This is a genomic window from Lentzea sp. NPDC020367 (assembly GCF_044387305.1).
Classification (GTDB): domain Bacteria; phylum Actinomycetota; class Actinomycetes; order Mycobacteriales; family Pseudonocardiaceae; genus Lentzea.
Genome location: NZ_JBIRVV010000006.1, coordinates 344,989 through 363,467, shown reverse-complemented (window position 1 = coordinate 363,467; position 18,479 = coordinate 344,989). Strand labels below are relative to the sequence as shown.

18 protein-coding genes are annotated in these 18,479 nt (G+C 70.4%); 12 read left to right on the top strand and 6 right to left on the bottom strand.

The features are described from left to right. Position 1: 1 nt before the first annotated feature. From mpaP to ACH413_RS26805, 4 genes are read left to right on the top strand one after another with little or no spacing between them, the layout of a single operon-like run. A complete protein-coding gene (gene mpaP / locus ACH413_RS26820) occupies positions 2-1,606 on the top strand; it encodes a daptide biosynthesis intramembrane metalloprotease (RefSeq protein ID WP_360031719.1) in 1,605 nt (534 codons plus the stop codon). Beyond that, positions 1,607-2,326 (top strand): ATP-binding cassette domain-containing protein, encoded by a 720-nt coding sequence (locus ACH413_RS26815; RefSeq protein WP_360031721.1) that lies wholly within the window; start codon positions 1,607-1,609, stop codon positions 2,324-2,326. Further along, a complete protein-coding gene (locus ACH413_RS26810) occupies positions 2,319-3,014 on the top strand; it encodes a hypothetical protein (protein WP_360031723.1) in 696 nt (231 codons plus the stop codon). Before ACH413_RS26815 ends, ACH413_RS26810 begins: the two co-directional genes overlap by 8 nt. Continuing rightward, positions 3,011-3,628 carry a hypothetical protein gene (locus ACH413_RS26805; RefSeq protein ID WP_360031725.1) on the top strand — a complete coding sequence of 206 codons (618 nt, stop codon included), beginning with the start codon at positions 3,011-3,013 and terminating at the stop codon, positions 3,626-3,628. Before ACH413_RS26810 ends, ACH413_RS26805 begins: the two co-directional genes overlap by 4 nt. 96 nt (positions 3,629-3,724) lie before the next feature. Here the strand turns inward: ACH413_RS26805 and ACH413_RS26800 are convergent, their stop codons facing one another. Then, positions 3,725-4,600 carry a helix-turn-helix transcriptional regulator gene (locus tag ACH413_RS26800; RefSeq protein WP_360031727.1) on the bottom strand — a complete coding sequence of 292 codons (876 nt, stop codon included), beginning with the start codon at positions 4,598-4,600 and terminating at the stop codon, positions 3,725-3,727. Between the two features lie 94 nt (positions 4,601-4,694). On the opposite strand from ACH413_RS26800, the gene ACH413_RS26795 reads away from it, so the two are divergent. Beyond that, positions 4,695-5,417 (top strand): SDR family NAD(P)-dependent oxidoreductase, encoded by a 723-nt coding sequence (locus tag ACH413_RS26795; protein WP_360031729.1) that lies wholly within the window; start codon positions 4,695-4,697, stop codon positions 5,415-5,417. Between the two features lie 6 nt (positions 5,418-5,423). Here ACH413_RS26795 and ACH413_RS26790 read toward each other — a convergent pair whose 3' ends face one another. Genes ACH413_RS26790 through ACH413_RS26780 form a run of 3 tightly spaced genes read right to left on the bottom strand, consistent with a single transcriptional unit; the run spans position 5,424 to position 7,687 of the window. After that, positions 5,424-6,257: a fumarylacetoacetate hydrolase family protein gene (locus tag ACH413_RS26790; protein ID WP_360031730.1), complete on the bottom strand. Its 834-nt coding sequence runs from the start codon at positions 6,255-6,257 to the stop codon at positions 5,424-5,426. A 3-nt stretch (positions 6,258-6,260) separates the two neighbouring features. Further along, positions 6,261-7,133 carry a fumarylacetoacetate hydrolase family protein gene (locus ACH413_RS26785; protein WP_360031732.1) on the bottom strand — a complete coding sequence of 291 codons (873 nt, stop codon included), beginning with the start codon at positions 7,131-7,133 and terminating at the stop codon, positions 6,261-6,263. Beyond that, the gene (locus ACH413_RS26780) at positions 7,130-7,687 is read right to left on the bottom strand and encodes a carboxymuconolactone decarboxylase family protein (protein ID WP_360031734.1); all 558 of its coding nucleotides are present in this window, start codon (positions 7,685-7,687) and stop codon (positions 7,130-7,132) included. The genes ACH413_RS26785 and ACH413_RS26780 overlap by 4 nt, the downstream gene beginning before the upstream one ends. Positions 7,688-7,812: 125 nt before the next feature. On the opposite strand from ACH413_RS26780, the gene ACH413_RS26775 reads away from it, so the two are divergent. The 4 genes from ACH413_RS26775 to ACH413_RS26760 are packed head-to-tail and all read left to right on the top strand — an operon-like array spanning position 7,813 to position 11,368. Beyond that, positions 7,813-8,568 (top strand): SDR family oxidoreductase, encoded by a 756-nt coding sequence (locus tag ACH413_RS26775; RefSeq protein ID WP_360031735.1) that lies wholly within the window; start codon positions 7,813-7,815, stop codon positions 8,566-8,568. 13 nt (positions 8,569-8,581) lie between these two features. Then, positions 8,582-9,358, top strand: a complete 777-nt coding sequence (locus ACH413_RS26770; protein WP_360031737.1) for an SDR family oxidoreductase — start codon at positions 8,582-8,584, stop codon at positions 9,356-9,358. 25 nt (positions 9,359-9,383) lie between these two features. Continuing rightward, positions 9,384-10,658, top strand: a complete 1,275-nt coding sequence (locus tag ACH413_RS26765; protein WP_360031739.1) for an amidohydrolase family protein — start codon at positions 9,384-9,386, stop codon at positions 10,656-10,658. Beyond that, positions 10,655-11,368: an alpha/beta fold hydrolase gene (locus ACH413_RS26760; RefSeq protein WP_360031741.1), complete on the top strand. Its 714-nt coding sequence runs from the start codon at positions 10,655-10,657 to the stop codon at positions 11,366-11,368. Before ACH413_RS26765 ends, ACH413_RS26760 begins: the two co-directional genes overlap by 4 nt. Here the strand turns inward: ACH413_RS26760 and ACH413_RS26755 are convergent. Further along, entirely contained in the window at positions 11,352-13,136 is a 1,785-nt protein-coding gene (locus tag ACH413_RS26755) for a glycoside hydrolase family 3 N-terminal domain-containing protein (protein WP_360031743.1), read from the bottom strand. The two genes, ACH413_RS26760 and ACH413_RS26755, sit on opposite strands and share 17 nt — an antisense overlap. Before the next feature lie 44 nt (positions 13,137-13,180). Beyond that, complete coding sequence (locus tag ACH413_RS26750; RefSeq protein ID WP_360031744.1) at positions 13,181-13,924, bottom strand: IclR family transcriptional regulator; 744 nt, start codon at positions 13,922-13,924, stop codon at positions 13,181-13,183. A 129-nt stretch (positions 13,925-14,053) separates the two neighbouring features. Here ACH413_RS26750 and ACH413_RS26745 point away from each other — a divergent pair, with 129 nt between their 5' ends. From ACH413_RS26745 to ACH413_RS26735, 3 genes are read left to right on the top strand one after another with little or no spacing between them, the layout of a single operon-like run. Further along, positions 14,054-15,325, top strand: coding sequence for an MFS transporter (locus ACH413_RS26745; RefSeq protein WP_360031746.1), 1,272 nt, complete (start codon positions 14,054-14,056; stop codon positions 15,323-15,325). Positions 15,326-15,334: 9 nt separating this feature from the next. Next, the gene (locus ACH413_RS26740) at positions 15,335-16,132 is read left to right on the top strand and encodes an alpha/beta fold hydrolase (protein WP_360031748.1); all 798 of its coding nucleotides are present in this window, start codon (positions 15,335-15,337) and stop codon (positions 16,130-16,132) included. Further along, complete coding sequence (locus ACH413_RS26735) at positions 16,129-18,471, top strand: family 78 glycoside hydrolase catalytic domain (RefSeq protein ID WP_360031750.1); 2,343 nt, start codon at positions 16,129-16,131, stop codon at positions 18,469-18,471. Before ACH413_RS26740 ends, ACH413_RS26735 begins: the two co-directional genes overlap by 4 nt. The last annotated feature ends 8 nt before the right edge of the window (positions 18,472-18,479 follow it).

Below are 18,479 nucleotides of genomic sequence, written 5' to 3'. Positions count from 1 at the left end.
CATGACCGTCGCAGCACCCCGTCGCGCGCCGTGGATCACGGTGCACGAGCCCATGGCCGAAGGCGCGCACTGGATCGTCGAACGACCGGACGCGAGCCCGTTGCGGGTGAGCGCCGACATCGGCGCCCTGCTGTCCACTCTGGACGGACGAGATCCCGCGTCCCTGGCCCGGCAGCTCGGGGTTCCCTGGACAGCCGAACTCGTCAGCCACGCGGTCGAGCGACTCGACGGGCTTGGGCTGATCGAGGGACCGAACGCCGCTGCACCCAAACCCGAGCGCCGATTCGTGGTGGTGTCGCCGACGACGTGGCAGCTGCGCGTCGCCAAGGCCGACCGCCTGCTGGCCCCGATCCGGCCGTTGCTGGTCCGCCTGTCCGGCCACGCCGTGCTGTTCACCGCCCTCGCACTGCTGGTCGGCGGCCTGATCGCGCTGGCGTGTCAAGGATCCGCGCTCGGGCAGGCTCTGGGCGCACCGCTGCCGCTCTCGACGTTCGCACTGATCTGGGCGGGACTGGCCGCCACCACCGTCGTCCACGAGTTCGGCCACGGCGCCACCCTGACGCACTTCCACGGCCGGCCCGGTTGGTTCGGCGTGATGCTCTTCTACCTGACGCCTGCGTGTTTCTGCGAGGTCACCGACGGCTGGCGACTGGCGAAGCCGTCCCAGCGGGTGAGCGTGGCGATGGCCGGGGTCGTCACCCAGGCAGCGGTCGCCGGGTGCGCGGCGATGGTCGCATCGGCCGTGCCGGGCGGTGACGGCAAGAGCACACTGCTCGGGTTCTCGGTGGTCTGCTACCTCAGCGCGTTGGTGAACCTGATCCCGTTCGTCAAGCTCGACGGCTACCTGGCGTTGATGGCGTACGTCGACATCCCGCACCTGCGAGACCGGTCCATGGCCGAAGCCCGCTCCTGGTTGCTGTGGCGGCTGTTCGGCGTTCGGCACGTCCGTTCGCTTCCTGTTTGGACAGTACCGTTCGGTCTGACGTGCATCGGTTTTCCCGTGCTGGTGCTCGGCATCGCGGCTGGTCGCTGGAGCCACGTCCTGCTGGGCATGGGCCTCGTCGGTGGTGTGCTGGTGCTGCTGCTTCTCGGATACCTCGGCTACCTGTTGGTCCGCGGACTGTGGTCGCTGCTGCGCAACGCGCACCGAGCCGGGGTCGGCACCGCACGCCTGGCGCTCACCGCCGTCGTGGCCCTCTCGGCCTGCGGCGCGCTGCTGACGTTCCTCGAGGTGGACAACGACATTCGCGCCGGTTATGCGCAGGACTCGTCGGGGGTCCATCTCGTGCTGCCACCGGGAACCGAGGTGACCGCCGGCTCGCACGTCGAGCTGGAACGCGGCGGACTCATGTTCAGCACGAGCCTGGGCAGTGCCCGAATCGGCGCCGGGCAGACCCAACGCACCACCGTCCCGTTCAGCGCGCTGACCCCGTTCCGCACCGGTGTCACCACCGAGGGCTCGACCCTGCCGCTGATCGACGTCACCGGCCGGCTCGATCCCAACGGAGCGGCTCGTGTGCGGGGCGCCCCGATGCCGGCCGGTACCTGGCTCGCGCACAACTACCTGTTGCCCGTCTGGCACCAGATCTTCGGACAGGAGGACTAGATGACCCCCGTGATCGAATTCGACGGGTTCACCAAGCGGTACGGCGATCTCGTCGCGGTGGAGGACCTCACCTTCTCCGTGCGCCCCGGACGAGTGGTCGGCCTGCTCGGGCCGAACGGCGCCGGTAAGAGCACGTCGTTGCGCGGCCTGCTGGGCCTGCTCCGGCCCAGCGAGGGACGGGCGACGGTGTTCGGCGTTCCGTACAGACAGCTCGACAGGCCTGCACAGGCCGTGGGCGTGCACATGGACGGCCTGGGCTTCGAGACGGGCATCACCGGCAGGCGTCACCTGGAGATCTGCGCCGTCGCGGCGGGGGTCCCCCGCAGCCGCGTCGACGCCGTTCTCGCCGAGGTGGGCCTGGCCGACGCCGCGCGCAGGCGGCTCGGCAAGTACTCGACCGGCATGAAACAACGCCTCGGGCTGGCCACCGCGCTGATCGGCGACCCCGATCTGCTCGTCCTGGACGAACCGGCCAACGGGCTCGACCCCGAGGGAATCCGCTGGCTGCGCCAGTTCGTGCGCTCGTTCGCGGAGAAGGGCGGAACCGTCCTGCTCTCCAGCCACCAGCTGGCGGAACTGGCCCAGACGGTCGACGAGGTGATCGTCATCAACCGCCGCACGCTGTTCGCCGGACCGCTCCAGGCGCTGACCGCGGACGGCCGAAGCCTGGAAGACAGCTACTTCGACCTCGTCGCCGGAGAGGAGTCCGTCCGTGCGTGACGCGATTCGAGCCGAACTCCTCAAGGCCCGCAGCGGTTTCTGGTTGCTGGCCGTGCTCGCCTACGCCGTGCTGCTGCCGTGGGCGGTCTGGCGGTTCTCCGGCCTGGACATGGCCGACACGCGCATGATGCTGGGCTGTCTGGCCGCCTGCCCGGTCGCCGCCACGTTCCTGGGCGGATACCTGGTCACCCGCGACTACTACTACCGTTCTCTCGAACGAGCCGTCCTGCTGCACCGCAAGGTCTTCCTCTACGCCGCGAAGCTCGTCGCCGGAGCGCTCAGCGGCCTGGTGACCGGCCTGGTCGGCGCCTTCGGCTGGTGTCTCGTGACGTGGCTGGTGCTGCGCGACGACTTCGACCTCGGCCCCTCCACCTGGCTGACGCTCGCGGGCTGTCTGGCCGCGTGCACGCTGGCCGGCGTCTTCGGCGCCGCCGTCGGCTGGATCCTGCGCGACTACTACTTCGCCGCGGGAGTCTCGTTCCTGCTCCCCTTCGCCATCGAGCTCCCGTTGCTCTTCCTGCGCCCGTCGATCGCGCGGTTCCTGCCCAACGACGCCTTCGCCGGTCTGATGCGGACCCCGCTGTCCAGCCTGTTCCCCGTGTGGCTCAGCGCCCTGATCGCCGTGCTGTGGGTCGCCGCGGCGGCGTTCGCGGGCCTGCGCCTCTTCGAACGCCGGGAGGTCCTGTGACCGCACTGCGTGCCGAACTGATGCGGCTGAGGTCGGACCTGCCCCTGCTCGGTTTCGTCGTCCTCACGGTCCTCGCGTCGATCGCGTTGCTGGCGCAGCACGCGACGAAGGACGCCCTGCTGATCCAGGTCAGCCTGCTCGCCGGCCTGTACGGCACCATCAGGCACGTTCTCGCGCACCGCAACGGCGTGGTGACCCGCGCCGTCCTGCTGAGCCACCGCGTCCCCGTGCTGCTGTCCTCCGCGGCCGTCACGGCTCTGGGCGGCGCACTGATCGGCGTGGGTGCCGCCGCCGTACTCCTGACCCGCACACCCGACACACTCCTCGCGATCCCACTCGGCGCCTCGGGCGCGATGTGGGGCCTGTTCATCGGTGTCGTCGTGCGCAACTACTTCCTGGCACCGACGGTGTTGTTCGCCGTCCACATCGGATCGGCACTCGTCCTGGAGTCGTGGCCGACCGTCGGTCAACTCCTGCCGTTCGGCGCGTCCACGTCGATGGTGACCACCCAGCCCGGCCTGTTGCCCGTGCACCTCGGCGTGTTGATGTGTCTGACGTGGCTCGTCATCGCAGGAACACTCGCGTGGACGGCGACCACTTTGCGTGACGCCTGACCATCGGTCATGCGCGGGAGCCACAGCGCGGCGAAGGCGCGGGAGACGGCAAGGCAGGCGAACTCCGATCAGGTGACCGCCGGCAGCACTGGTGGGTCAGATCTGTGCGGTGGCCGGATGGCCGGCGATGGCGGCGAGCCGGAGTTTGGTCTCGTCCTCGCTGCCGGGCACGGCTGTCATGATGACGATCTTGAGCTCGGAGTCGCCTTCGGTCAGGACGTCGCAGTCCACCGTGACCGGGCCCACCGACGGGTGGTGGATCGTCTTGCGGTCTTCGCGGTGCGCGCCGACTTCCCCGTTCGCCCACAGGGCGGCGAACCTGCTGTTGCCGGCGTTCAGGTCGTGGACGAGTGCCGTGAGGCGGGCGTCGTGCGGGTAACGGCCGGTGGCGCGGCGCAGGTCGGACACGACTGCGGCATCGGTGGCGTCGCGGTCGGCCTCGCTCACCGGCCACCGCGCGAGGTGAGGGGCGCTGTCGTCCAGGGGAAACCTGTCACGGGCGAAGTTGCGCAGCCCGGGTGTCGACGCGGCGGGATCACCGAGGAGAGCCGCCCACCCGCGGTTCCACCACACCAGTTGCCAGTCCGCCGCGAACACGGCGACCGCCGCGTCGCCCAGGCGGGCGAGCACGCGCTGCACGCCGGGTGGGAGGTGGTCGGAGATCACGCCTTTCGTGGGTGCGACGAGCTTGGCGAGCCGGTACAGGTGGTCCCGCTCCGCGGTGGACAACTGCAGGGCGCGCGCCAGGGACGCCACGACCGACGCCGAGGGGGTCGTGGCTCGCCCCTGCTCCAGGCGCACGACGTAGTCGACCGACACCCCGGCCAGGTCGGCCAGTTCCTCCCGCCGCAGTCCCGATGCCCGCCGTCCACGCGCCGACCGCAGCCCGGCGGCCGACGGAGGCAGACGATCCCGCCACACGCGGATCATCGCGCCGAGCTCGTTCCCGGATGTCCTCGTCACGAGGTCCATCCTCCTGCTTGTGAAGGCGGTGAGGGTGGTACTGGTCTTCCTACCGTCGAACCGGTCCTGGTCCACGCGTCGGTGCGGGACCAGCATCGAACGCATGACGATCATCTTCATCACCGGAGCCAACAAGGGGCTCGGGCACGAAACCGCCCGCCGCCTGATCGAGCTCGGCCACACCGTCCTGATAGGAGCTCGCGACCAGGCACGAGGTGAGGAGGCCGCCGCCGCGCTCGGTGCGCGCCACGTTCCCATCGACGTGACCGATGACGCGTCCGTCGCCGCGGCTGCGGCGAACGTCGGCCGCCACGAGGGCAGGATCGACGTGCTGATCAACAACGCCGGGGTGCACGGTCCCGCCGGAGGAGACCTGGGAGACCTCACCGGCGCCGATGCCCTGGCCGTCTTCCAGGTCAACGTGATCGGCGTCGTCCGCACCACGAGTGCGTTCCTGCCCCTGCTGCGCCGCTCGGACGACCCGGTGATCATCAACGTCAGCAGCGGCATGGGCTCCCTCGCCCTCACCCACGACCCCGCCCGGCCCGAGTCGCGCGTCATCGCACCGCTGTACACCGCGTCGAAGGCGGCGCTGACGATGATGACGACGCAGTACGCCAAGGGACTGAAGGACATCCGGGTCAACGCCGCCGACCCCGGCTACACCGCGACCGACCTCAACGGTCACAGCGGCTTCCAGACCGTCACGGAGGGCACGGACGCGATCGTCGCCCTGGCCACGGAAGGTCCCGGCGCCGGGACCGGACGCTTCGTCTCCCGCGAGGACTCGCGAACCGCTGTCCAGCCGGACTGGGCGAGCCTGTGACAACTCCTAGCGGAAAGTGGTGCGCAGTTCACCGATTCCAGCGATCGTGCTGATCAGGACATCACCCGAGGTGAGGTAGCGAGGCGGCGTCATCCGGTTGCCGACCCCCGCCGGCGTCCCGGTGAACACGAGATCCCCGGGCTGAAGCGGACAGATCGCGGACAGCCGTGCCACGAGGTCCGCGACCGAGAAGATCATGTCCTTCGTGGACGCCCGCTGGACGACCTCGCCGTTGAGGGTCGCGCTGATCGCGAGGTCGTCCCGGTCCTGGATCTCGTCGACTGTCAGGAGCGCGGGGCCGGTGGGACCGAACCCCGGGAACGACTTGCCGAGCGAGAACTGCGGTGGCTTCCCGAGCATCTGGACGTGGCGGTCGGACAGGTCCTGACCGACCATCAGGCCGGCGACGTGCGACCACGCATCCTGTGCCTGGATCCGGTGGCCTCCTCCTCCGATGACCACGACGAGTTCGACCTCCCAGTCGACGCGGTCGCCGGACAGGTCGACCGTCGCATGTGGACCGGTGAGGCAGCTGGTGAATTTCGTGAACACCAACGGGTCGGACGGCGGCTCGTACCCGGCCTCGGCGGCGTGCGGCGGGTAGTTCAGCGCCACCGCGAAGATCTGGCTCGGGCGGGGCACCGGTGGCCCCAACAGGCTCGGGTCGAAGTCGGCCGCGTCGGAGAGATCGGCTGTGCGCGTCCAGGGGTGGAAGTCCCGCCACTGCTCCAGCGCGGCCATCGGGTCCGGGCCGAAGCGGCCGCCGCTGGCCTTCTCCACGTCAAGAGCCCTGTCGCCGGTGAGCAGTACGAGGCGACCGGCGAGATTGGCGATGCGCATCGGTCAGATCCACCCGTCCGCCGCGGGCGGGGGCGTGCCGTGGGCGTCTTCCCACGACACCACGCGGTTGCGCAGCACACCGAGCTTCTCGATCTCCGCCTCGACGACGTCACCGGGCTTGAGGTAGTTCGCGAACGGGTCGTCGGTGCTCGCCGCGACGCCCGCCACGGTGCCGGTGGTGATGAGGTCGCCGGCGCTGTAGGTCTGAGGCGAGTGGTAGGCGACCAGTTGCGGGATGGACACGGACATGCGGCCGGTGTGGGACTTCTGCCGCACCTGGCCGTTGACGCGCAGCTCCATGTTCAGGTCGTGCGGGTCGCCGACCTCGTCCGCCGTGACGATGTACGGGCCGATCGGGCAGAACGTGTCGATCGCCTTGGAGAACGAGAACACGCCGGACTCCATCTCGCGGCGCTGGATGTCGCGGGCGGTGATGTCGTTGAAGATCAGGTAACCGGCGATGTGCTCGGCGGCCTGGTCCGCGGAGAAGAACTTCCCCGGTGTGCCGATGACGACGGCCATCTCCAACTCGTAGTCCAGCTCCCGCGTGAGGTGACCGGGGTACACGACGTCGTCGTCCGGGCCGATGATCGCGTCGACGTTCTGGAAGAACACGATCCCCTTGTTGACCGGGTGCGACCAGTTGACCCGCGCGAGGTCCTCGTGGTGCTCACGGAAGTTCCCCGCGGTGTGGAAGAACTTCTTCGGCACGATCGGCGCGCGCAACCGGACCTCGGCCAGCGGAACTCTGCGGCCCGTCTCGGGGACGTCGCCGCCGCGCTCGAAGTACTCGCGGGTGGAGGACGTGTCGAGTTCGAGCACCAGGTCGTCGGCGATGCGGCCGACGCGGTGGTCGTCGAAGGTCACGAGTTTCATGGGCTCCCCACTCGGAAGACCCGCAGCTGGAGTGCGAGCGTCGAGTAGTAGCCCACCAGCGCGGTCAGTTCCACGACCATCTGGTTGCCAATGATTGACACGGTCGAGGCGTAGGTCTCGTCGTCCGCGTCGCATTCCCGCAGCAACACGCGGACGAACAACACGGCCGACAGTTCAACGGTGTCAAGACTTTCCGGCACTTCACCCGCGCGGACGGCCGCGAGCTGCTCCGCGGTCACGCCGGCGGCCAGCGCGGCCGGTTCGTGCGCGAACCGTTCGAACTCGCAGTCCCAGTGCGCGGCCGTGGCCAGGATGGCGAGCTCACGGATGCGGCCGCTCAACGAGGTCTCGTAGCGCATGGCGGCGCCCAGTCCCTGCAGGGCCGCGCCTACCGCAGGTGCGAAGAGCATGGCGTTGAACGGACCGTTCAGGCGTCCGGTGTCGTCGGTCAGCGCGAACGGTCCGTTCGCGCGCGGGCCACCGGTGATGACCTCGTAGAGCGCCCGCTGCGCCGGGTCCAGCTCGGCGGGCGTGAGGTGCGGCAGTCTGGTCATGGCCGCCATCTCACCAACGCGACCGGAACACCCCGCCCCGAGTGCCAATCAATGGCACACCGGCTCCCGCTCGCGGAGGCAGGCTCCTAGCGTCGGACCTCGGTTCCGCCGACGGAGGAGCAGAGTTGGACTGGCTGGGTCTCACCGGACGGCGCGCGCTGGTCGCGGGTGCCGGCGGCATCGGTGCCGCGGCGGCGGTCGCGCTCGCCGCGGCGGGCGCCGACGTCGTGGTCACCGACGTCGACGACAGCAGGCTGAACGAGGTGTCGCGGGCCGCGGAGGCAGCCGGCACGAAGCTGCGGACGAGCCTCGCGGACCTCACAGACCCCAAGGCGGCGAAGGCCGCGGTCGAGGAAGCGGCCGCATCGCTCGGCGGGCTGGACGTGTTCGTGCACGCCGTCGGCGTCAACGACCGGCGTCCCGTGCTGGAGACCCCGGACGAGGTGTGGGCGCGGATCGTCTCGATCAACCTGGACAGCGCGTTCTGGACCGCACGGGCGGCGGGCGGCCTGATGGTCGGGGCGCGCCGCGGCCGGATCGTCTTCCTGTCCTCGGTCTCGGGGCTGCTGGCCCACGCCGAGCACGCCCCGTACGCCGCCACGAAGGGCGCGGTCAACCAGCTGTGCCGGGTGATGGCCAGGGAGTGGGCGGCGCACGGCGTCACCGTCAACGCGGTCGCGCCCGGCTACACCGAGACCGGCCTGACCAGTGCTCACCTCGACGAACCCGGCGTCCGCGACGGACTGACCGCGCTGGTGCCCGCCGGACGGCTGGGCACGGTCGGCGACCTCGTGGGACCGATCCTCTTCCTGTGCTCCGACCAGTCGGCGTTCGTGACAGGGCATGTCCTGTACGCCGACGGCGGCCGCACCCTCGTCTGAAACGGAGACCGACGTGACCCATCCCCAGCGGTTCGCGGGCAAGACCGTGCTCGTCACGGGCGCGGGCACCGGGTTCGGTGCCGAGATCGCCGTGCGCGCGGCGCAGGAGGGCGCGGACGTCGCCGTGCACTACCGCTCGTCGCGCGACGGCGCGGAACGCACGGCCGAGCGCGTCGAACAGCAGGGCCGCAAGGCTTTCCTGGTGCAGGCCGACATCGCCGAACGGGACCAGGTCGTGCGGATGGCCGACGAGGCGTGGAGCCACTTCGGGCGCGTCGACGTCGCGATCAACAACGTCGGCGACGTCGCCCGCGAGCAGATGTCGTGGCGTGAGGTCACCGAGGAGTCGGTCGACCACGTGCTCGCCGTCGACATCAAGGGAACCCTGTTCTGCACGCACGAGTTCGGCGACCGGATGCTCGACCAGGGCGGCGGGGCGATCGTGAACATCGGGTCCACGGTCGTCGTGCGGGGCAGCGCGCGGGCCCCGCAGTACGCGGCGGCGAAGTACGGGATCATCGGACTCACGAAGTCCTACGCCCACGCCTTCGCCCCGGTCGTGCGGGTCAACGTCTTCGCGCCGGGGTTCATCGAGACCGAGGCGACGCTGGGCAGGCAGGACTGGCGGTCCGGGCGCGCCGAGACGTTGCGGGGCAACACCCCGATGGGCCGGATCCCCCGCCCAGAAGAGCTCGCGGGCGCGGCGTTGTTCCTCGCCACCGAGGACGCCGCGCACATCACCGGCGGGTTCGTGCTCGCCGATGGCGGTTACAACATGATCGGTGCATGATCAACCGACGACGAGGACGGTCAGCATGGAACACCGAACCCTGATCTTCTCCGGTGGCAACGTCTTCGACGGCACCGGCTCCCCCGCCGTGCCGGGAGACGTCGTGGTGCGCGGCGACCGGATCGAGGCCGTGCTGCCCGCCGGCACCGCCGAGGCCGGCCCCGACGACCACGTGATCGACTGCCGTGGCACCACGGTCATGCCCGGCATGGTCGAGTCGCACAGCCATCTCACGTTCCCGTCCGCGGTCGGCCACGTCGACCCGTCGTTCAACCCGCCGCTCGACGTCAGCTTCTTCCACCACATGCCCACGCCGGACGAGCACCTGGCGATCGCCGAACGGAACGCCCGCATCCTGCTCGACCACGGGTTCACCAGCGCCTACTCCGCCGGGTCGCTCACCCCGGTGCCGACCGAGGTGTGGCTGCGCGACAAGATCGCCGCGGGCGTGGTGCCCGGTCCACGCATGCGCGCGGCGTCGTTCGAACGCGACAACAACCCCGTGCGCATGGGACCTGCCGGGCCGGTGCCCCAGGCGACGGGACCGGACGCGGTCCGCGCGTTCGTCAAGGAGCAGGCGGAACTCGGCTTCGACAGCGTGAAGCTCTTGATGAGCAACGACGACGTGTTCGTCGACGGTGGCTCGATGGTGACCCAGTACACCGCCGAGGAGGCCGATGCGGCCGGCGAACAGGCCCGGGAGTCCGGGGTGTGGCTCAACTGCCACGCGCAGGCACCCGAGTCGATCAAACTGGCGGTCCGGGCCGGGTTCCGCTCGATCTACCACTGCTCCTACGCCGACCAGGAGGCGATCGACCTCCTGGAGGAGCACAAGGACTCGATCTTCCTCTCCCCCGCCGTCGGCATCATGTGGGCCAACGTCCACGAGGGCGCCGAGTTCGGCATCGACACCGCGCTGGCGGAGAAGATGGGCTCGGTGCGTTCGCTGGAGGCGATGACGGAGCTGTACCCGGAACTGCGCAAGCGCGGCCTCCGGGTGCTGCCGGGCGGCGACTACGGGTTCCCCAACAACCCGATCGGCCGCAACGCGCGGGATCTGGACCTGTTCGTGCGCCTGTTCGGCTACTCCCCCGCAGAGGCGTTGCGGGCCACCACGCAGTACGGCGGCCAGGTCCTGGACCTGCCGGTCGGCCGGCTCACCCCGGGCTACCTCGCGGACGTGCTTGTCGTGCAAGGGGATCCGACCGAGGACGTGACGGTGCTGCAGGATCCGGGCAACCTGCTCGCGATCGTGCAGGGCGGCCGCTTCCACAAGCTGTCCGGAGCGCTGGCCGGGTGAGGTCCGAGCACGGCGTCGTCTACCGCGAGGTGCTGGGCTTCCGGCCGCTGGAGCTCGACCTGCACCTGCCGGACGACCCCGTGGCTACCGTCGTGTACCTGCACGGCGGCGGGTGGCGACGTGGTTCCCGCCGCCACCCGGTCGTGCCGGGCTGCTTCGAACGCCTTGTCGCGGAAGGGTTCGCGGTCGCGGCGGTCGACTACCGGCTCAGCGGCGAGGCCACGTTCCCCGCCCCGCTGGAGGACGTGCTGGTCGCGCTCGACCACCTGCGGCGCCCGGTGTTCCTGCTCGGCGAGTCGGCCGGCGCGCACCTGGCGCTGCTCGCGGCGCTCAGCAGCGCGAAGGGAGTGCTGGGCGTGGTGGCGTGGTTTCCCCCGACCGATCTGCTGGCGATGCCCGGCGGACCGGACTCCCGTGAGGCCGGTCTGCTCGGCTCAGCGCCGGACGAGGTGCCTGACCTCGCCCGCGCGGCGAGCCCGCTCACGCACGTCCACGCTGCGGCGCCACCAGTGTTGCTGATGCACGGCGACGCCGATGACCTGGTGCCGCCTGAGCAGAGCATCCGGATGGCGGACGCGTTGCTCGCGGCGGGCGCCCCGGTCGAACTGGAGATCGTCCCCGGAGCACGGCACATGTGGCTCGACGCCGACACGGAGTCCGTTGTGGACCGTTCCGTGGCCTTTCTCCGCTCTGTCATGAGGTCCGCGTGACGCGGGGAATCCAGTTCCCGGTCTCCAGAGCGTGGCCGAGTGGGAACAACGGGTTCTCGGTGCCACCGGGGAGGTCCTCGGGGTGAGCGGCGACGGCGGCCATGGAGCTCGGCAGTTCGAACGGGAGCCTGCCCTCCGGCCGCTCGTGCCCGAACACCACGTCCAGGACCGCCTCGTCCTCGACGCCGAAGTCCGCGACCAGTCCCGCCGCGTGCTCAGCCAGTTCCGGGATCACGGCCGGGCGTTCCAGGAAGACGTCGACCACGGTGGGCACGACGGCCATGAGTCGCAGCAGGTGCTCGCGCTGGTCGCCGGACAGGTCGAGCCGCCCCTGGTGGAAGAACGCCTCCGGCAGCCGCGGCCTGGGCTCGTGCGGGGTGGCGATGCGCACGAGCGCGACGTCCGCGTCCTCCGGATCGTCCACAACGGACGCATACCGCGCGGCCACCTCCGGGTCGATTCCCTCGACGTAGAGCCGGATTCCGGTGGCGAGCGGCAACACGCCGTTGTTGCCGAGCAACACCATCGACCTGCGTTGCACCTCGGCGCCGTCGGCCACGAAGTCCGCCCGGCCGACGATCCGCGCGGCGCGCTCCTCGTTCACGTACCGGTTCTCGAACAACCCGAGCCGGAACATCAGGGTGAGCACCCGGCGCACGGACTCGTTGATCCGCGTCTCGGTGACCTGCCCGGTCGTCACCAACTCGACGACGACCTCCGGACACCACTCGCCCCCGAACTGGTCGACGCCGGCCTCGAGCAATTGCCGCGCCCGTTCCTCACGGCTGAGGTGGGTGAGTCCCCACGCCCGTGCGGGCCACACCGATTCGTCCGGCAGCACCGAGTCGGTGAGCAGCCCGAAGTCGGTGCAGACGAGACCGTCGAATCCCTCGCCGCGCCGCAACTGCCCGGCGATCACCTCCGCGTCGAACGCGAACCCGACCTCCCGCAGGCCGTGAACGCCGACCGGACGGCCGTAGTAGGGCATCACGGCCGCGGCGCCCGCCCGCAGCGCCGGACCGAACTGGGCGCGGTGCAGTTCGTAGCGGCCCGCCGGGTAGACCTGCTCCTGACCGGACGGGAAGTGCGCGTCCTCGCCATCGGCCTGCGGACCGGCGCCCGGCCAGTGCTTGACCATCGCCGCCACCGAGAACGGGCCGACGTACGGCCCCTGCAGCCCCTCGACGTAGGCACCCGCGAGGCGGCCGACCAGTCCGGGTTCCGCACCGAACGTCCCGGAGATCCGGCACCAGCGCGGTTCGCTCGCCAGGTCCGCCATCGGGTGCAGCGCGAGCCGGATGCCGACCGCCGCGTACTCGGTCCTGACCACCGACGCGAACCGGCGCACCAGCCGCTCGTCGCCCAGCGCTCCCAGTCCCAGAGGTTCCGGCCAGCGCGAGCAGTTGCCGGACGGCACGGACGTCAGCGGGTTCGCGTTCGCCGAGTGCCGCGGATCCGACGACACCAGCACGGGAATGCCCAGCCTGCTCCTCGCCGCGAGCGCCTGCACGCGGTTGTGCCACCGGGCGAGCGGGCCGGCGGAGACAGGCGCCATCAGGCTGAGGCACCGCAGGTGCAGGTCCTCGACCGCGTGCGTGGTGGGGGCCACCGGCAACGGTCCGTGCGACTGCTCGACCAGGTCGCCTTCCGGGCTCGCCGCCACGGGTGCGTGGCAGAGCAGACCCGCCTTCTCCGCCAGGGTCATCCTGCCGATCAGGTCGTCGGCACGGGCTTCGGCGGGATGCTTCGGGTCCTGATACAGCTGCATGGGCCGATCATGAGCCCGGGATCGAGTTCATCCACATCGGTGTGTCATTCAATGGAAACGGTGCGGCGCGCGCCGAGTTCTCGTGAGATGCCGAGCGCCGCGGTCTGCACGGCGAGGCCGAGCCTGCGCGGCTGGGCGACCCGTTGCGGCACCAGCACCCCCAGCACGCCCGGCACGGTGTCGTCCGGACCGAACACCGGCGCCACCACCGACACGATCGACTCGTGCTCGTCGTCGCGCCGGAAGATCGCGAGCCGTTCGCGGCGCACCTCCGCGAGCGTGCGCCGCAGCTTGTCCGCCGGAATGAGCCTGTTGTCGGGCTCGCTGTAGACGGGCCGGGAGAGCAACTCCTCCTGCACCTCCAGCGGCGCGAACGCGAGCAGCACCAGACCGACGCCGGTCGAGTGCAGTGGAAGCCTGCCTCCGATGCGGTAGTCGACCGGGGCGGCGTGCCGGGAGGACAACCGTTCGACGAGCATCGCCTGCATCCCGTCGCGCACCGCGAGCTGGACGTGCTGCCGGGTGACTTCGGCGAGGTCGTTCATGAACGGCAACGCGACGTGCCGCAGCCCGTGGCCGCGTGGGGCCAGGGTGGCGACCTCCAGCAGGCGCAACCCGACCGAGAACCGTCCGCCGGCGTCACGCTCCAACGCACCCCACTCGACGAGGCGGTTCGCGAGGCGCAGTGCGGAACTCGGCGGCATCTCCGTGCGGCGGCTCAGCTCCGCCAGCGACAGCGTGCGGTGCTCCGCGTCGAACGCCGCGAGCAGTGCCAGCGCCCGGTCCACGACGGGCTCCCCGTGCGGTGGCCGACGCCCCCGCTTCCGCGCCGGCGTTTCATTGGTTGGCACGAACGCAGACCTTACCCGAGGCCGGTGGCCATCCTCGCCCGTAACTGCGGCGAAAGGTGCCCAACGATGAGCGCTTTCCTCGAAGACCAGCCGATCGAGTCCGTCTCCTGGCGGACCAACCCCCGCGGGGGATTCCTCTTCTTCCTGGGCCTCGCCGCCGTGGGCGCGGGCATGGGAAATCTCGTCCCCGCCGTTCTGACGACCTCGCTCAAGGCGACGGTCATCGACCCGGCCGACGCGACCACCCTGCTGTCCACGGTGATCGGCATCAGCGCCCTGTTCTCGTTGCTGTCCTTCCCCGTGCTGGGGCGGCTCAGCGACCGCACCACCGGACGGCTGGGCAGACGCAGGCCGTTCCTGCTGCTGGGCGCCGCGTTGTTCGTCCTGGGCGCGGTGCTCATGCTGGTCGGGCAGAGCACCCTGGTGCTGGTCCTGTCCGGCATCGCCACCGCGCTCGGCTTCAGCTCCGCCACGGTGGCCTGCACCGCGGTCGTCGCCGACCAGTTCTCCCCCGACCGCCGTGGTCCGGCGTCCGCCATCGTCGGGCTGAGCCTGCCGGTCGGTGCGGTCGTCGGGCTGTTCATCGCCCAGCTCGTCGCCCCGAACCTGGGAGCGATGATCCTGCTCCCGGCGGCCGTCGCCGCACTCGGCTGCGTGCTGTTCGCCTTCCGGTTGTCCGACCCGCGCTGGACGCGGAAGGAACCCTTCGGGTGGCTCGACCTGGCGCGCACGTTCTGGGTCAACCCGCGCCGCCGGCCCGACTTCGCGTGGGCCTGGCTGAGCAGGCTGATGGTGTTCCTCGGTGTGGCCGCTATCCAGGCCTACCAACCGTTCTACCTCATCGTGGTGCTGCACTACCCGCCCGCCGAGGTCGCGAACGCGGTCTTCCTGTCCACTTTGGTCCTGACCGCGACGGCACTGCTGTTCGCTCCGCTGGCCGGGAAGCTCTCCGACCGCGTCGGCAGGCGCAAGCCGTTCGTCATCGCCGCCGCGGTCATCTTCGCCGCCGGGCTGACGACCGCCGCGTTCGCCACGTCGTTCGGCATGTTCCTCGTGGCCACCGCGATCGTCGGACTCGGTCAGGGCGCCTACTTCGCCGTCGACATCGCGTTGATCACCCAGCTGCTGCCGGACCCGGACAACCCCGCCAAGGACCTGGGAATCATGAACATCGCGAGCACGCTGCCGAGTTCCCTGATCCCCGCGATCGCGCCCGCGGTCCTCGCCATCGGCGCGACCGCCGCCGCACCGCAGAACTTCACCGCGTTGTTCGTCCTCGGCGCCGCCGCGGGTCTGCTCGGTGCGTTCTTCATCCTGCCGATCCGCCGAGCCTCCTAGGAAGCACCGATGACGAACCCGATCACCTCGACGGTCGTCGTGGACGACGGCACCGAGATCGCCGTCCACCGCTGGGACCCGCCGGTCGGGGACCTGCCGCCGGTTCTGCTCCAGCACGGTTTCATCAGCAACACCCTGCTGGAGTGGGCAGGCCGCGGGATGGTCGCCGCGCTGCTCGCCGCCGGTCGCACCGTGATCGGTGTGGACGCCAGGGGCCACGGCGCCTCGCAGAAGTCTCCCGACCCGGCCCGCTACGGCGAAGGGCGAATGGCGGCCGACCTCCGCGCCGTCATCGCCCGGCTCGGCGTTCCGGCGGTCGACCTCGTCGGCTACTCCATGGGATCGGTCGTCGCCGCGATCACCGCGTCCCGCGAGCCGTTGGTCAGGCGGCTGGTGCTCGGCGGCACGGGTGCGGGCCTGGTCGAACTCGGCGGCGTGGACACCCGCGTGATCCCCACCGCCGATCTCGCGGAGGCGCTGCTCACGGACGACCTGGCCGGCCTGCCTCCCGCACTCGCGGCGTTCCGGGGGTTCGCGGACGCGGTCGGCTCCGACCGTCCGTCGCTGGCCGCCCAGGCGTTGGCCGCCCACGCCGGACCCGTCGACCTCGGCGCCATCACCGCGCCGACCCTCGTGATCGCGGGTGACGCCGATCCGCTCGCGACCCGGCCGGAGGTGCTGGCCGCCGCGATCCCCGGTGCCTCGCTGAGGCTGGTCGCCGGAGACCACATGACCGCGGGCGGCAGCCTCGAGTTCCGCACGACGGTCATCGAGTTCCTCGCCGAAACGCAGGAGCACAGTTCATGACGGAGCTGCCGGCGACGTGGTCGGCCTCGTGGATCTCGTCTACCGACGCGCCGGGCACTCCCGGCGCCCGGCCCGCGTACGCCTTGCGCGGCGAAGTGGTGGTGACCAAGCCCGTGCGCAGTGCCGTGTTGTGGGCAACCGCGCACGGGATCTACGAACTGACCATCGACGGAATGCGCGTCACCAGGGACGAACTCACTCCCGGCTACACCGACTACACGCACCACCTGCAAGTGCAGCAGTACGACGTCACGTCGCTGTTGCGGCCGGGCGCTTCCGAACTGCGCGCGCTGCTCGCCGACGGGTGGTACCGCGGCCAGGTCGGCCTGACCCGTGCCGCGGACCAGTGGGGAGACCGCACGGCGTTCCTCGCCCAGCTCACGATCACGTACGAGGACGGCTCCACGACGACGACCGGCACCGGGGACTCGTGGCAGTGGTCGCACAGCCACATCACCGTCGCGGACCTCATCGAAGGGCAGCACGAGGACCGCCGGTTGGTCGGCGTGCACGACTGGCGACCCGTTGCCGCGCAGGCGGTCAGCACCGAGACCCTGGTCGTGTCGCCGTCGCCGCCGGTTCGAGCCATCGAGGAGATCGTCCCCGTGGCGGTCACCGAGGTCGGTTCCGCCCACGTCGTCGATCTCGGGCGCAACATCAACGGCCGGGTCCGGCTGACCTCGCTCGGCCCAGCGGGTACCGAGTTGGTGCTCACCCACGGCGAGGCCGTCGACGGCGACGGCGACGGCGACGGCGACGTCACCACCGATCATCTCGTTCCCGATGTCCCTTTTCTGCCTCGACCGCTCACCGCGGGTCAGGTCGACCGAGTGGTATCCGCCGGTGTCGACGGTGACGTGTTCGAACCCCGTTTCACCACGCACGGCTTCCGCTACGTCCGCGTCGAGGGTCATCCCGGTCCACTGTCCACTGTGGACGTGACCGGAGTGGTCGTGCACACCGACCTGAGGCCCCGCGGCACGTTCCGGTGTGATGACGACCGGGCGAACAGGCTGCACGAGGCCGCGGTCTGGAGCTTCCGCGGCAACGCCTGCGACATTCCCACCGACTGCCCGACCAGGGAACGGGCCGGGTGGACCGGTGACTGGCAGGTGTTCGTACCGACCGCGACGTACTTGTACGACGTGCACGGCTTCTCGGTGAAGTGGCTGCGGGACCTCGCCGCCGCCCAGTGGACGGACGGCACGCTGAACAACATGGCACCCATGCCGGTCGCCGAGCGCACCGGTCCGCTCCGAGGTCTCAACGGCTCAGCGGGATGGGGTGACGCGATCGTCCTGGTGCCGTGGGAGCTATACCAGGAGTATGGCGACATCTCTGTGCTCGCGGAGATGTGGCCACACGTCGTGCGCTGGCTCGACCGCGCACAGCGGCTGGCGGCCGCGGCCAGGCACCCGGACAGGACCGTTCGGCGTCCTGACCCTGCCGCGCACGAGAAGCACTTGTGGGACAACGGTTTTCACTGGGGCGAGTGGCTGGTGCCAGGCGAGGCCGTGTCCGACTTCGCCGCCTTCATCGCTGCGGACAAGGGTGACACGGCCACCGCGTACCTGGCCTGGTCGGCCCGCCACGCCTCCGCGATCGCCGCACTGCTCGGCGACACGGCCTCGGCAGCACGGTACGACGAGCTCGCGGAAGCAGCCTCAGCCGCCTGGCGCGCCGAGTACGTCGACGCCGGCGGACACGTCGTCCCGCACACCCAGGCGAACCTCGTCCGCGCGCTGTCCTTCGGACTGGTGGCGGACGAGCACCGGCAACGGGTCGCCGACGACCTGGCCGCCCTCATCACCAGCAACGGCAAGCACCTCGGCACCGGCTTCCTCGCCACGCCGCTGTTGCTGCCCGCGCTGGCCGACCACGGACACCTCGACCTCGCCTACGCACTGCTGTTCCAGGACAGTCCCCCGTCCTGGCTCACGATGATCGACCGCGGGGCGACGACGGTGTGGGAGAGCTGGGAGGGGGTCGACGAGAACGGAACGCCGCACGAGTCGCTCAACCACTACTCCAAGGGCGCCGTCATCTCGTTCCTGCACCAGTACGTGGCGGGGCTGCGACGGCTGGAGCCGACGTGGCGGCGGTTCCGCGTCGAGCCACGCCCCGGTGGAGGCATCAGGTCCGCCTCAACCACACACACAACACGACACGGGACCATCTCCGTGGCCTGGCGGCTCGACGACGAAAGATTCGCTCTCGAGTTGGACGTGCCGTCCGGAACTGTCGCCGAGGTGCGGCTGCCCGGCGAACCGGCCCATGAGGTGAGGCCTGGCATCCACCGCCTTGCCTGTCGGATGCCGGAAGACGGCACAGCGGCCTGACCCTGTTC